Annotated in this window: 17 protein-coding genes; 10 read left to right on the forward strand and 7 right to left on the reverse strand. The window is 58.1% G+C overall.

Annotated features, from left to right (window positions below):
• Positions 1-29: 29 nt before the first annotated feature.
• Both AB4N82_RS24490 and AB4N82_RS24495 read left to right on the forward strand, forming a co-directional pair.
• Entirely contained in the window at positions 30-1,697 is a 1,668-nt protein-coding gene (locus AB4N82_RS24490; protein ID WP_252994238.1) for an MFS transporter, read from the forward strand.
• Positions 1,698-1,725: 28 nt separating this feature from the next.
• The gene (locus AB4N82_RS24495) at positions 1,726-2,118 is read left to right on the forward strand and encodes a carboxymuconolactone decarboxylase family protein (RefSeq protein ID WP_034105434.1); all 393 of its coding nucleotides are present in this window, start codon (positions 1,726-1,728) and stop codon (positions 2,116-2,118) included.
• A 74-nt stretch (positions 2,119-2,192) separates the two neighbouring features.
• On the opposite strand, the gene AB4N82_RS24500 is transcribed toward AB4N82_RS24495, so the two are convergent.
• From AB4N82_RS24500 to AB4N82_RS24510, 3 genes are read right to left on the reverse strand one after another with little or no spacing between them, the layout of a single operon-like run.
• Positions 2,193-3,194 (reverse strand): zinc-dependent alcohol dehydrogenase family protein, encoded by a 1,002-nt coding sequence (locus AB4N82_RS24500; protein WP_459677147.1) that lies wholly within the window; start codon positions 3,192-3,194, stop codon positions 2,193-2,195.
• A gap of 38 nt (positions 3,195-3,232) precedes the next feature.
• Positions 3,233-4,240, reverse strand: a complete 1,008-nt coding sequence (locus AB4N82_RS24505) for an LLM class oxidoreductase (RefSeq protein WP_034105438.1) — start codon at positions 4,238-4,240, stop codon at positions 3,233-3,235.
• 9 nt (positions 4,241-4,249) lie between these two features.
• Entirely contained in the window at positions 4,250-5,095 is an 846-nt protein-coding gene (locus tag AB4N82_RS24510; protein ID WP_460103367.1) for a sugar phosphate isomerase/epimerase family protein, read from the reverse strand.
• Positions 5,096-5,253: 158 nt separating this feature from the next.
• Here AB4N82_RS24510 and AB4N82_RS24515 point away from each other — a divergent pair, with 158 nt between their 5' ends.
• Genes AB4N82_RS24515 through AB4N82_RS24540 form a run of 6 tightly spaced genes read left to right on the forward strand, consistent with a single transcriptional unit; the run spans position 5,254 to position 8,955 of the window.
• Entirely contained in the window at positions 5,254-5,946 is a 693-nt protein-coding gene (locus AB4N82_RS24515; protein WP_052211105.1) for a TVP38/TMEM64 family protein, read from the forward strand.
• A gap of 10 nt (positions 5,947-5,956) precedes the next feature.
• Positions 5,957-6,340 (forward strand): nuclear transport factor 2 family protein, encoded by a 384-nt coding sequence (locus AB4N82_RS24520; protein WP_460103370.1) that lies wholly within the window; start codon positions 5,957-5,959, stop codon positions 6,338-6,340.
• A 56-nt stretch (positions 6,341-6,396) separates the two neighbouring features.
• Complete coding sequence (locus AB4N82_RS24525; protein WP_034105444.1) at positions 6,397-6,783, forward strand: nuclear transport factor 2 family protein; 387 nt, start codon at positions 6,397-6,399, stop codon at positions 6,781-6,783.
• 44 nt (positions 6,784-6,827) lie between these two features.
• Complete coding sequence (locus AB4N82_RS24530; RefSeq protein WP_034105446.1) at positions 6,828-7,277, forward strand: SRPBCC family protein; 450 nt, start codon at positions 6,828-6,830, stop codon at positions 7,275-7,277.
• Positions 7,278-7,333: 56 nt separating this feature from the next.
• Positions 7,334-7,921 (forward strand): flavin reductase family protein, encoded by a 588-nt coding sequence (locus AB4N82_RS24535; RefSeq protein WP_460103373.1) that lies wholly within the window; start codon positions 7,334-7,336, stop codon positions 7,919-7,921.
• On the forward strand, positions 7,921-8,955 hold the full coding sequence (locus AB4N82_RS24540) for an aldo/keto reductase (protein ID WP_460103376.1): 1,035 nt from the start codon (positions 7,921-7,923) through the stop codon (positions 8,953-8,955). Before AB4N82_RS24535 ends, AB4N82_RS24540 begins: the two co-directional genes overlap by 1 nt.
• 49 nt (positions 8,956-9,004) lie before the next feature.
• Here the strand turns inward: AB4N82_RS24540 and AB4N82_RS24545 are convergent, their stop codons facing one another.
• From AB4N82_RS24545 to AB4N82_RS24560, 4 genes are all read right to left on the reverse strand, one after another.
• On the reverse strand, positions 9,005-10,300 hold the full coding sequence (locus AB4N82_RS24545) for an NAD(P)/FAD-dependent oxidoreductase (RefSeq protein WP_460103379.1): 1,296 nt from the start codon (positions 10,298-10,300) through the stop codon (positions 9,005-9,007).
• Positions 10,301-10,405: 105 nt separating this feature from the next.
• Entirely contained in the window at positions 10,406-11,149 is a 744-nt protein-coding gene (locus AB4N82_RS24550; protein ID WP_034105454.1) for an SDR family oxidoreductase, read from the reverse strand.
• A 71-nt stretch (positions 11,150-11,220) separates the two neighbouring features.
• The gene (locus tag AB4N82_RS24555) at positions 11,221-12,324 is read right to left on the reverse strand and encodes an alkene reductase (RefSeq protein ID WP_034105456.1); all 1,104 of its coding nucleotides are present in this window, start codon (positions 12,322-12,324) and stop codon (positions 11,221-11,223) included.
• 51 nt (positions 12,325-12,375) lie between these two features.
• Complete coding sequence (locus AB4N82_RS24560; protein ID WP_034105458.1) at positions 12,376-12,957, reverse strand: TetR/AcrR family transcriptional regulator; 582 nt, start codon at positions 12,955-12,957, stop codon at positions 12,376-12,378.
• 106 nt (positions 12,958-13,063) lie between these two features.
• On the opposite strand from AB4N82_RS24560, the gene AB4N82_RS24565 reads away from it, so the two are divergent.
• Both AB4N82_RS24565 and AB4N82_RS24570 read left to right on the forward strand, forming a co-directional pair.
• A complete protein-coding gene (locus tag AB4N82_RS24565) occupies positions 13,064-13,399 on the forward strand; it encodes a helix-turn-helix domain-containing protein (RefSeq protein ID WP_034105460.1) in 336 nt (111 codons plus the stop codon).
• 109 nt (positions 13,400-13,508) lie between these two features.
• Complete coding sequence (locus AB4N82_RS24570) at positions 13,509-14,141, forward strand: TetR/AcrR family transcriptional regulator (protein ID WP_034105462.1); 633 nt, start codon at positions 13,509-13,511, stop codon at positions 14,139-14,141.
• Positions 14,142-14,145: the final 4 nt, after the last annotated feature.

Raw genomic sequence — 14,145 nt, forward strand, 5'->3', positions numbered from 1 at the left:
CCAATAAAAACAATACAGGTTGTGAAAAAATGAAAACGACTGCTGAGTCGGTGGACTTGAAATCCACCCAAGGTGTAGACCGCTCTACGCTCAAGGTAATCGCTGCCGCGTCCCTGGGCACCGTGTTCGAATGGTACGAATTCACCCTGTATGGCGCGCTTGCGTCGGTGATCGCGCTTAATTTCTTCTCCGGCCTGGATACCGCCACCGGGTTTATCTTCGCATTGCTGACCTTTGCGGTCGGCTTTGTGATGCGACCGGTTGGCGCCATTGTATTCGGACGTATCGGCGACCGCATCGGGCGCAAGAAAACCTTCCTCATCACCATTGTGATCATGGGTATTTCTACGGTGGCGGTGGGGTTGTTGCCGACCTATGAATACGCCGGGATCCTTGCGCCCAGTCTGTTGATCGCACTGCGGATGCTCCAGGGTCTAGCGCTTGGCGGCGAATATGGCGGAGCGGCGACATACGTCTCCGAGCACTCAACCAATCGCCAGCGCGGCCTCAACACGGCGTGGATCTCGGCCACCGGCACCCTGGGGCTGCTGCTGGCTTTCGGTGTGATCCTGACGTGCCGGTACATCAGCGGCGACGACTTCAACACCTGGGGCTGGCGCATCCCATTCCTGTTCTCGCTGGTGTTGCTGGGTATCTCGATATCCGTGCGGATGGGCATGGAAGAATCGCCGGCGTTCAAGAAAATGAAAGCCGAGAAACGCCTGTCAAAATCACCGCTGCGCGAAACCTTTCTGGACAAGGCCAACCTGCGCCGCCTGATAATCGCCTTGTTTGGCATTTGTGGCGGCATGACCTGCGCTTACTACATCGCAGTGCTGTACCCCACGTTCTTCATGACCCAGAATCTCAAGGTCGATCCTCAACAAGCCAACACCACGCTGACGCTGGCGTTAATGACGGCACTGCCAATGTTTTTGCTGGCGGGCTGGCTGTGTGATCGCCTCGGACGCAAACCCGTCCTGTTGGCGGGGTTCCTGATGTCGGCACTGTCCATCTTCCCCATCTACAAAGGCGTTGCGCTCTACGCCAACCCTGACTTGATGGCCGCAGAACAGCGCACGCCGGTGACGTTGGTCACTGACACGTCTCAATGCTCGTTCATGTTCAATCCGACCGGTACCCGCACCTTCAGCAGCCCGTGCGACGTTGCCAAACAAGCCCTGTCCGCAACCGGCATCAGCTACGAAACCCAGTCGCTTCCTGGGCAAGCCCACGCGGTGATCAAGGTGGGTTCGGCACAGTTGATCTCTGAAGGCACGGTAGGCCTCGATGCGGCGGTCGCCAAGGATCGCATGGGTGCGCTGAAAACCTCGTTGCAGAGCCAATTGGACCAGGCGGGATACCCCCTCAAAGCCGACCCGGAGAAGTTCCAGCGCGGCAAGGTGTTCCTGCTGTTGATGGCGCTGGTGTTCTGCGGCGTGATCTCGCTGACGCCGGTTGCTCCCATGCTGGTGGAAATGTTCCCGGCGCGTATTCGTTATACGTCCATGTCGTTCCCCTACCACTTTGCCAGTGGCTGGATCGGGGGGCTGCTGCCCACCATCGCCTTCGCCCTTTCGGCACAGATGGGCAATATCTACTTCGGCCTTTGGTATCCGGTGGCGTGGATCGGCGTGTCGTTTGTAGTTGGTCTGTTTTTCCTGCGCGAAACGCGCGATATCGACATCAATCTCTAACCTCCCCTCCCGTGAGCCAGGTGAAACCATGAGCAATAACGAGCTGTTTGATAAAGGCTTCGAGAATCGCAAAGCCGTACTAGGTGCCGCCCACGTCGAAAAGTCCTGGTCGTCGGCAGACGACTTCAATAAACCCATGCAAGCGCTGGTGACCGAGTATTGCTGGGGCGCTGTGTGGGGTGACGAGACCTTGCCGTTCAAAACCCGCAGCCTGCTCAACATCGGCATGCTGACGGCCATGAACCAGCACCATGAACTGGGCGTGCATGTGAAGGGCGCGCTGACCAATGGCGTGTCCGTCGAGGAGATTCGCGCCGCGTTGATGCAGGCTGCAATCTACGCGGGTGTGCCGAGCGCATTGGCGGCGTTCCGAGTCGCCACGGAAGCCATCAAGGCCTGGGACACCGAACATCGCCGTTAAGCCTGGAAACCAAAACGCAGCCCTCGGGCTGCGTTTTGCGTTGTGATTACAGTGCCGCGATTTGCCGACAGCCATCAAACGACATCAATAACCACCTTCCCAACCATCTTGCCCGACTCCTGCAACCTATGCGCTGCGTATGCGTCGGCCAGTGAGAAGCGCTGCTCGTCCAGCAATGGAACGAGCCTGCCTTCCTCGGCAAGGCGTGTGGCATGCCGCAGAATCTCACCGTGATGGGCACGCCCCTCCCCGCTCAACATCGGCAACAATACGAAAATCCCGGACACCGTCACGCACCGCAGCGAGCTTGGCGCCAGGTTGTGAGTGCCGAACGCAAAGCAACTCAATACATGACCATAGGCGCGAGCGGCGACCAGCGAATCATCAAGGGTCTGACCGCCAACGGTATCGTAAACCAGATCGAAACCTGCCCCACCCGTATGCTGTTTTACATACTGCTCAACGGTACTGCTGCGGTAGTCGATGGCCGTTGCACCATAGGACTCAACAATTCCGCGCTTTTGGGATGATGCTGTGGCGAACACCTTGGCGCCATGAGCAACCGCGATTTGCACCGCCATGTGCCCTACTCCGCCGGCGCCGCCTTGCACCAGCACAGACTGACCCGCTTGCAGGCCAGCACGATCGATCAGCCCCTCCCACGCGGTCAGAAATACCAAAGGTATTGACGCGGCTTCGCGCATGCTGAGGTTGTTCGGCTTGAGGGCCAGTAGGTCGGCGTCTACGGCGGCGTACTCCGCCATGGAACCTTGCAGGCCACGCACGCCACCTGTCAGCCCATACACTTCGTCCCCAACCTTGAAGCGGGTGACGCCCTCGCCCACGGCTTCCACCACGCCGGCGAGATCAGTGCCGAGGATCGCGGGAAGCTCAGGCATCGCATAGGGCGCCTGTCCCTTGCGGATCATGAAATCAATCGGGTTGACCCCGCTCGCCGCTATCTTGACAAGCACCTGGCCTGCTCCAGCCAAAGGGCGATCAACCTGGGTCAGGGTGAATGTACCTTCGGCATAATCGCTCAACACCTGAGCCTGCATCTGTGTCTGTATGCTCATGACGCTCTCCTGTTTACAGCCTGGTAAAACGACCGTCTTTACCTTTGAGTAACAATGGTTGGCGCAGTTTGGAGACCTCGTGTCAGCGCGGGAAATTGCGGCACGATGAACTCGGCCAATTCGTCCAGAACCTCCTGGGCCGGGCGCTGCCCATATTTGAGCTGGATCATCACATGGTTAACCCCAAAGGATTGCAGAGTGTGCAGCATCTCCAGCAGCGCATTACGGCCTAACCTGAAGCCTTGGTGAATAGGTGTAGGGGCGGTATCGGGGTCGTGGGTCAGGTCGATAAAGAGGGACTGACTGAATGGCTTGAAGGCATCACCTGCCTGCTCGCGCACAGTCTCGTGCCAGAGGCGAACAATATCCCTTTGCTTATCCAAGGCGCGCGGATAAGAGATCCAACCGTCAGCCTCCCTGGCAATCCACTGCAACGTCTGACGGCTGCTGCCGGTAATGAATAATGGAATGGACTGGCCTGAGGGTTTGGGCACCAGGTCTGCATGCCTCAGCTCGCCCTCGCTCCAGCGAATCGGCTCGAACTGAGTGCTGAGGGATTTGCGCATAACCTCCAAATGCTCGACGAATCGCTCCCCACGGCTGTGGGATTCCACATTGAAAGCCGGGTATTCAACCGGACGGTCGCCAGAGGCCACGCCGAGCAACAACCTGCCGCCGCTGAGTTGATCGATGCTCGCTGCAGCCTTGGCCAAATGGAGCGGATGACGAATGGGTACAACGATTGCGGCGGTTCCCAGTGCGATATCGCGGGTTTGCCCGGCAAGATAGCCCAGGTAAGTCCAAGGGTCGTAGATTTGCCCAACATCGCCAAATGTCGGATCGCGCAGCGGGACGTCGCGAAACCATAAGGAGGCAAAACCGGCCCTTTCCGCCTGCAGAGCCAACGCTACCTGGTTGCGCATTGTGGGCATATCGCCCTCGTAGGCTTCTATTGGAAAAAACAAACCGAGGGTCAGTTTCCCAGGCTGGAAGCTCCGACGAAAACCCGGTAACGCCTGGTACGGTGTACTGGACAACGAAAACATAAAAACTCCTTATTGATGATCGACGTGGCGGGCCCAATGCGGGAATTTGCGCACGCGCTCGTCCATGCAGCGAAGCGCCTGCAGCGACTTGCGCAGCTTGGTAAAGGCATCGCCGCTTTCATCCCAGCCTTGCCAACCGATAAAGCCGTCGTAACCCAAACGCTTCAACAGCGCCATGACCGCAAAATTGTCCATTTCGCCTTGGTCGAGGGTTTCAATGGTCGCGGTCTGGCCCCAGCCCAGAGGGCTGCGGCGTGAACCTGAAAGATTCACTTGCTTGAGAAAGGGCAGCGCACGCCTGAGCGTGGCGCCCAGCCGCTCACCGTCGCCGGCGTACCAGTGGTAGCCGCAGAAAACGATACCCAGATTGGGGTGATTGAGTCGCTCACAAATGCGCAGGGCGTCGTCGTGCTTTTCGCTCCAGTGCAGCAAATGCGAGTAGATCAGGATGCGGATATTGCGCTGCTGCGCGATAGACAAGGCTTCGGCCAACCAGCGCACCACAGGCTCATCGCCCGCAGGGTCCGAACGCGGGAAGTCCCCCGCGGTTTTAATCGCCAATTCAACGGTGGAGCCTGGCGGCGCCACTTTCAGCATTTGATAGATGCCCGCGTTTTGCTCCGCCTCTAGGCCCAGGCGCAGGTTGAGTACCACGTAGATGCCCGCTACCTCCAGGTCGTAACGCTCCTTGACGCTGCTCAATTGCTGGACAGCTGCCCAGTTGCGTCCATCCCAGATTGAAAGATAGGTGGCGTCATAACCCACCTCCTTAGTCATCTCGCACCTGTCCTCAAAACTGTAGGTGCCCATGGAGCTGTAGAAACAGGTGTCCTGCGCGTAAAACTTTTGCGTCATGGTGCTCTCCCGCAGGCCGTCAGGCATTGGTCGCAAAGCACCGCCAAACGTCCGCTTCGCCTTCACCAACACCGACAGCAAATGTCTTGACACTAACTGTAGTGACCGCTATAGAATACACACACAATACGTAGCGATCACTATTTAATTAGCTGGCAATGATGCGCTGGACCGCAAGCACCCCCACCGACCGAGAGAATGGAATAGGCGAAGTGATAGACCTGGCCGTACACAACATTGCGCACTGGATCGAGGTTGTTCGCTCGCTCGACGCCGTCGGGATTGCGCTCTATGCCGCAATATTTGTGCTGGCCACTATCGCTTTTGTGCCCGCCTCGATGCTCACCGCGCTTGCGGGTTTTTTGTACGGCCCGATTTGGGGAACGCTGCTTATCTCGCCCGCTGGCTTGCTGTCCGCAGCAGTCGCGTTCGCCTTGGGCAGATCGCTTATGCGCCCTTGGGTCAAACGACGCCTGGCGAACAGCCCCAAATCGGCAGCGGTCGACCTCGCTATCGAATCAGGCGGTTTTCGGATTGTTTTTCTCTTGCGCCTGGCGTCCATCGTGCCGTTCGCTCCGCTGAGCTATGGCCTCGGAGCCAGTCGAATCGTCCGTCGTGATTTCCTGCTGGCTACCTGGATCGGCCTGCTTCCTGGAACATTTCTGTATGCGTACCTGGGCTCTCTGGCGGCTGATGTCGCACAGATAATCAGTGGCGAGGTGACGACCAATCGCTCGACTCAAGTGATGACTTGGGCGGGTTTGGTCGTTGCATTGATCGCCTTACTGACCATCGCTCGATATGCACGCAAAGCAATCAACCAAGCCCTTCTTCAACCCTCTTCAAACTAGGAGTAACACCATGAGCAACCCAACTTACGTCGAAGACTACAACGCCATCGTCGCGGTGCTGAACCTTTACAACGAAGGCGGAAAGCAAGCCAAAAGCAGCGTGATGAAGCCTGCCTTCAGCGAGCAGGCCACCATCTTTGGTGTCGATGGCGAAGGCAAGCTGACCGGTGGGCCGATCCAGGGTCTGTTCGACATCATCGACAGCGCTTTCCGCCCGTCTCCGCAATCCAAAGGTGCCATCGTCAACGTCGATATTGTGGGCACCGCTGCCAGCGCTCGTATTGATACCAATGACATCTCCGGCTTCTGCTTCACCGATTTCTTCAACCTGCTGAAGGTCGATGGAAAGTGGACCGTCATCAGCAAGATTTACCACACCCACGTTGCTCCTTAACCCACCCGCCTGAACCGCGCCCCATTGGCGCCAAAACCATGCAAAGGAGTTTGACCATGAGCAAAAACATCAAAGCAGTACCGACCCAGGACTACAACGCCGTTATCGCTGTAGCCCAGCAATACGCAGACGGCCTGCGTGCCGGTAGCCCCGAAGTTCTGGAGCAGGCCTTCCACAAGGAAGCTGTGATGTACGGCTTCACCAACGGCAAATTGTTGGGCGGTCCGATCAGCAACCTGTTCGACTTCGTTCGCACCAATGGCAAGGCCCCGGATATCAGCACACGCCTGGACGTGCTGGCGATCACCCCGACCACTGCCGTGGTACGTGTGGATATGGAAAAGGACGCGATTGGCGCCGACTACAACGATTACCTGACGCTGATCAAAATCGACGGCAGCTGGAAGGTAATCGCCAAGGTTTATCACCAGTTCGAAGGCTGATCCGAGCGGCCTGAACGCAATGCTGTTTCTTAAGGTGGTAAATCATGGCAAAAGTTGAATACAGCGCCGTTGTAGACGGCGGCGCCGAGCGCGTTTGGGATGTACTCAAGCGCTTCGGGAAGATCAGCCAGTGGCACCCGGCGATCCCACAGAGCGTCATCGAAGACGGTCAGCCTGACGGTCTGGTTGGCTGCATCCGTCGGCTGACATTGCAGGACGGCGCCATTCTGCGCGAGCAGTTGTTGTCGGTAGACGCGGTGAATCTGCAGTTCTCCTACCGCTTCGTTGAAGCGCCACTGCCCGTGGATAACTACGTGTTGACCGTGCGATTGATCCCGCTGACCGGCGAGCAGAAAACCGTGATTCTGTGGTCTGCGACCTTCGATACACGCGAGCCTGATCCCCAGGGCCAATGGACCTCGACCATCGAGTCGCTCATTGTCGGTGGTCATGAAAGCCTGCAGGTTTACCTGAACCAAACCGCCACAGCGTGAATGTGCCCTACCCCGCCCCAGTAATGGGTGCGGGGTTTAATTTTTCTGGAGTTACGATGCACGACCACATTGAGCAAGTGCCGCTTGAAAAAGCCTATCGGCTGATCAACCACGGCCCCACCGTGCTGGTCTCTGCTGAACACGGGGAGACTCGCAATGTGATGGCTGCGGCATGGGCCTGTGCATTGGATTTTTCACCGCCAAAAGTCACTGTGGTGCTGGACAAGATCGCCAAAACCCGCGAACTGGTAGAGCGTAGCGGCCTGTTTGTGATTCAGGTGCCCACCGTGGCACAGCTGCAATTGACCCGCGATGTCGGCAGCGTCAGCCTGCAGGAAGACCCAGAGAAGCTGGCTCATAGCGGCGTCGAGTTGTTCAGTATCAGCGGCCATGACGTGCCATTCGTGGCGGGCTGCTCGGCTTGGCTGGTGTGCAAGCTGCTGCCCGAACCGCACAACCAATCGACGTACGACCTGTTTATCGGTGAAGTCGTCGCTGCCTGGGCCGACACACGGGTATTCAGCGACGGCCATTGGCACTTTGAGCGTGCGCACCCGGACTTTCGTAGCCTGCACTACATCGCAGGTGGCCACTTTTATGCGATCGGAGAAGCGTTGGACGTCGCGACAAAGGAGGACACGTAATGAACCCCATCGAGAAACGCCCGCTCGGTCAATCCAGCGTGGCACTCAGTGCCGTCGGCTTGGGCACGGTGCAGATCGGCTATAACGCCCACATCGATTACGACCAGGCGCTGGCCATCGTGCGGTCAGCTTATGAAGCGGGTATCCGCTATTTCGACACGGCACCGATGTATGGCACTGGCCGCGCGGAATACACCTTGGGTCGTGCGTTACGCGAACTGAATATACGCAACGATGTGGTCGTCAGTACCAAGGTAGGCCGCGTACTCGACACTGGCGACATCCTGGCTGCCCACCGCCCGGCGGACTCAAGGTGGTTCCTGCACAACCCTCACTATCAGTACGACTATACCTATGACGGATTCATGCGCTCGGTGGACCACAGCCTTGAGCGCTCCGGCCTGGATCGTATCGACGTACTCCTGGTGCACGATCTGGGACGTGCCTGGCATGGTCGACGGGCTGAGGTTTACTGGAAACAGATCCGTGAAGGTGGATTCAAGGCGCTCGACGAACTACGCAGCACAGGGGTGGTGTCTGCCGTCGGTTTGGGTGTCAATGAAACCGAAGTGGTCGTGGAGGTTGCGCGGGAGTTTGCCATCGACTGCGCAATGATTGCCGGCCGTTATACGCTGCTCAACCATGCGCCACTCAACGGGCATTTTGTTGAATTGCAACGTCGCGACGTATCGATCATCGCTGCGGGCGCCTTCAATTCAGGCGTGCTGGCGATGGGTGCACGCCCCGACGCAATGTTTGATTATCGCGCCGTGCCGGACGACATCGCAGAGCGCGTGGCTGTCATACAGTCGATCTGCGCCGTCCATGGTGTGGCAATGTCGGCTGCAGCGTTGCAGTTTTGCGCCAGCCACCCAGCTGTACGGGCGCTGGTGTTCGGCGCTCAGTCGGTGGCGGAGGTTCAGCAGAACGTCGCAGCGTTTTCGACACGGATTCCCGGCGCATTTTGGGCGCAACTCAAGCAGCAGAAACTTATTCCCGAACACGCACCGGTGCCTGGCGAAACCCCGCGCTGACGCGCCAAGAGCGCAGCCCACCAGGCGCTGCGCACTCCCAGTCAATGATCTAGTGCAGTTTCAACCGAGGCTCGGTGCCTCGTCCCAGGCGGTTACCCAACATCAGCAATGCTGTACGCACCGGTCCATAGAGCGCGACCTGGTGCATGCGGTACAGCGATGCATAGAACACTCGCGCCAACCATCCTTCCAGCGTCACACTGCCCGTCAGTTTACCCATCAGGTTACCCACCGCCGAAAAGCGTGACAGCGAAACCAGCGAGCCATAGTCCTTGTAGACATAAGTCGGCAGGGCTTTACCTTCAAGCCTGGCCTGCAGGCTCTTGACCAGCATTGACGCTTGCTGGTGGGCGGCCTGAGCACGCGGCGGCACATTCTGCTCACTCCCCGGCTGAGGACACGCGACACAGTCACCGAACGCAAAAACATTGTCGTCCAGCGTGGTTTGCAACGTGGGTCGCACCTTCAGCTGGTTGATGGGGTTAGTCTCCAGGCCATCAATATCCTTGAGGAAGGACGGGGCACGAATACCGGCTGCCCAAACCTTGAGGCTGGCCTCGATCAACTCTCCGTTGCGGGTTTTAAGGTGCTCGGCGGTAACCTCACTGACGGCGGCGTTTGTCATCACCGTCACCCCCAGTTTTTTCAGCGTGCGGTGCACGGGATCACTGATGCGCTTGGGCAGCGCTGGCAGCACACGGGCGCCTGCTTCTATCAAGGTGATGTGCATGTCATGCGGCTGAATGCGATCCAGCCCGTAGGCGGCCAGCTCATGGGCAGCGTTGTGCAACTCGGCAGCCAGCTCCACGCCCGTTGCGCCGGCACCGACGATCGCCACACGGATTTTCTCACCCGCAACGCCGAGCGCCTGTGCACGCAGGTAGTGGTTGAGCAACTGCTGATGGAAGCGTTCAGCTTGCTGGCGGGTCTCGAGGAACAGACAGTGCTGTGCGGCTCCTGGAGTGCCGAAATCATTGGTGGTGCTGCCGACGGCGATGACCAGGCTGTCATAGTTCAAAACACGTTCAGGCACCAACTGCCGGCCGGCGCCATCCAGGGTAGGTGCAAGCCGAATGGACCTGGCGACGCGGTCCAGGCCGCTCATGCGGCCGAGCTGGAAGTGAAAGTGGTTCCACTTGGCCTGGGCCACGTAGTTCAATTCGTCATCGTGGGCATTCAGTGAGCCGGCCGCGACTTCATGCAACAGTGGCTTCCAGATATGCGTGAGGTTGGCGTCAACGAGGGTGATATGAGCGGTGCCGCGCTTGCCAAGGGTCTTGCCCAAACGCGTCGCAAGTTCCAGACCGCCAGCACCACCGCCGACAATCAAAATACGGTGTGTCATTCAAGGGTCTCATTGCTTTTACAGGAGAGACAGGACGGAGCCTGTAGCGCCCAGGCACACGACGTTGCGCCGGTGCCTGGGCTGGAGGATTTCAACGCTTATGACTTACCAATCCTGGCGGGTCGGCGAAATGATCAGGTCGTTGACGGTGACGTTTTCAGGCTGATTCAGTGCATACACCACCGCGCGACCAATATCGTCCGGCGAGATCGCGATTTTATTCAGCTCTTGAGCCGCTTTACGGCCAGCCGGGTCGGTGACTTTATCAGCCCAACCGGTGTTGATCACGCCCGGGCTGACCGTGTTGACACGGATGCCGTGCTGCACGCCCAGCTCTTTGCGCATCGACTCAGTCATGGCCTGCACGAAGAATTTGGTGGAGCTGTAGATACCCGCGGCAGGCCCAACCTGGTGACCGGCGACTGAATCCATATTCAGGATCTGGCCCGACTTCTGTTTCAGCATGAACGGCAACACCGCGGCGATACCATGCAGGTAGCCTTTGATGTTCACGTTGATCATCTTTTCCCAATCATCGGTGGCCAGGTCGACCCAGTTGGAAAACAGCATCAAGCCTGCGTTGTTGATCAGGATATCCACCGAACCGAAAGAGTCCTGGGCGAATTGCGCGAGCGCTTTCATATCCTCAGGATTGGTCACGTCGCTGACGCGACCTACCGCTTCACCGCCTTTGCCTTTCAACTCGCTGACGATGGCGTCCAGGCCTTGCTGGTCCAGGGCTGCGGCGACAATTCGAACGCCTTTCTCGGACAAGGCACGTGCCGATGCAGCACCCAGGCCGGACGATGCGCCAGTGATGATCGCGGTTTTATTCTGCAGATAGTTCATGGGCGTTCCTCTCGTTAGTGACTGCCCGTCAGTGCGGGCAGTTTTTTGGGGTTATCGCGGATATACGGGGATCAGTAGTTGCCGACCGGCCAATCGGTGTAGCCCTTGGCGCCGCCGCCGTAATACGACTCGCGCGGTGCGATGGTCAGTTCGGCCCCACGACGAAGGCGCTCGACCAGGTCCGGGTTGGAGATAAACAGACGACCAAACGCTACGGCGTCGATCTTGCCTTGGGCACGGCGCTCGATAGCCATGTCCAGGTCGTAGTTGTTGTTGCCGATGAAGGGACCGTTGAACTGCGCGCTCAATGTGTCCATGTCGACGCCTTCCGGCACTTCTCGCGAGGTGGCGGTAGCGCCTTCTACGAAGTGCAGGTAAGCCAGGTCGAAGGCGTTCAACTGCTGGATCAGGTAGCCGTACATCGCCATTACGTTGCTGTCGGGCGGCGTGTTGCCGGCGTCGGGCGTAACCGGCGACAGGCGGATGCCAACCCGGTCGTTGCCCCAGATCTTGACGATTGCTTCGGTCACTTCCAGGGTCAGCCGTGCACGGTTCTCGATGGAACCTCCGTACTGGTCGGTGCGATGGTTGGTCGAGTCCCGCAGGAACTGGTCCAGCAGGTAGCTGTTGGCCGAGTGAACCTCTACCCCGTCAAAACCAGCACGCTTGGCATTCTCGGCAGCACGTTTGTACTGCTCGATGATCCCCGGGATCTCATCGGTTTCGAGCGCCCGTGGCATCGACACCGGGACGAAGCCGTTGGTGGTATAGGTGTCGCCTTCGGCCTTGATCGCGGAAGGCGCGACCGGTGAGGCACCGTCGGGTTGCAACTCGACACTGGAGAACCGCCCCACATGCCACAGCTGGCTGACGATCTTGCCACCGGCGGCATGCACGGCGTCCGTGACTTTCTTCCAGCCCGCAACCTGCTCCTCGCTCCAGATGCCGGGGGTGGCCGCGTAACCGCGACCTTGGGCGGAAATGTTGGTGGCTTCAGCGACGATCAAGCCGGCCGTGGCGCGTTGAGCGTAATACTCGGCGTGCAGCTCGTTGGGGATGCCATCTTCGGCGTAACGGCTACGGGTTACCGGCGCCATCAGAATACGGTTGGCGAGTTGCATCGCGCCCAGGTTGATGGGGGTGAATAAGTCAGTACGGGTGGTGTTATCTGTCATGATAGACCTCAATTAAATAGACCGGTCGTCTAGTAAGTTGATAAAAAATAATTACGCCAAAAGTCGCTTTGCCAGAGTCAGAGACGTTTCAAAGGCGTCATCGCGCTTGCCGATCTTCATCATCAACGAAGCGCCGAGCCAAACCTGATAGAGCGACTGCGCGAGTGTCGCGCTGGGTGCCGTGGACGTGATCGAACCATCGACAAGCCCCTGCTCAATACAGCGCTCGAGCTTTGCGTGAATGCTCTGCGTACCGCGGTCGAGCACCAGGCGCATGCCTTCCGAGAGGTCACAGACCTCGGCGCCTAATTTGACCACCAAGCACTTGTCGGTGGGCAAATCAGAGCACTGGGTTTGCGCCCAATACTGGAAGTAACTCAGCAACCTTTGCGCAGCAGGTGCAGAACCCATAAGCAACGTGTCGACCGTTGCGAGGTAGTCGGAAAAATACTGTTCAAGCAATGCCTGACCAAACTCTTCCTTGGATTTGAAGTAGTGGTAGAACGAACCTTTAGGCACGCTCGCAGCCGCTACCACCTCAGCTAATCCTACGCTGGTGTAGCCTTTGTGAGTCATCAACGTCCTAGCGACATCCAGGATGTGTTGGCGTGTTTCAGAATGATGCTTTTTCATAATGCAGCCACTCTAATTAAAACTAGACCGGTCGTCTAGTAAATTTTAGAATGGCCTCACGTTCTACGACCAACGGCGGACGAAGACAAATGACAGGGTCAAGCTCATGAACACCCCTCCCCCCACGTCAACGTTCAATACCGAGTGCCTTGCGCAATTCAACCTCAATTGCCTGGTGATCTTCGCTGCGCTTTATCAGGAAAAAAGCGTCACCAGGGCGTCCGAGCGCTTGAATATTGGGCAGCCCGCGGTCAGCAACAGCCTGTCCAAACTCAGGCTGATTTTTCAGGACCCACTGTTTTTTCGCCGAAACGCAGAGATGGTGCCCACCGCAGTCGCAGATGATATTGCTAAGCATGTGATACCGCTATTGAGCGGTATTGGCCAGGTGCTAGAGCGACACACCGTACCGCCCTTTGGACACGCGTCACGGTCGACCTGAAAGCTCAGAATGACGCTACGCAACCGAAAATTTCATTTTGTGTATCATTGGGCAGAACTTTATTCCAGGCATGCTCGTCTGGCGATACGCCCCCAAGGTGCTGCACTCAATGACCAACTCCACCCCAATCCCTGTTCCACGCGCAAAAGGCCGCCCGCGCGCGTTCGACCGCGACCAGGCTCTCCTGCATGCGCTGGCAGTGTTTTGGAAGCGTGGCTACGAGCCGGCCTCTGTGGCGGAATTATGTTCAGCCATGAACATCAGCCCTCCCAGCCTGTATGCGGCGTTTGGCAACAAAGCCAAGTTGTTTCTGGAAGCGGTTGCCTACTACGAAGCGACCTTCTGGGATGCCACGTGGGAGCGCATGGACACCGAGCCAGACATCGTGCGCGCCATCAGCGACTTCTTCCACACCTCTGCGTCGATCCTGACCGAACCCGAGGCCCCCTGCGGCTGCATGGTCGTGCTCGCGGCCGTCAATGTCTCCGACGATGCCGGTGAAGTCACCGCCACGCTCAAGGCTTTACGCCAGGAAGGCCGTGACTATTTACAGCAGCGCCTGGATCGCGCGGTGGAACAAGGTCAGCTCAAACCGGACACCAACACCCGCCTGCTCGCCGCCGCCCTGAATACATTGCTTGAAGGCATGTCCCTGCAAGCACATGACGCTGCCAGCCGCGAAGATCTGCAAGGCATCGGCGCAACCGCCATCGCGATGCTGAGCCCTTCCCTCTCAGCTTGACGGA

Source organism: Pseudomonas sp. H1_D04 (assembly GCF_054683855.1).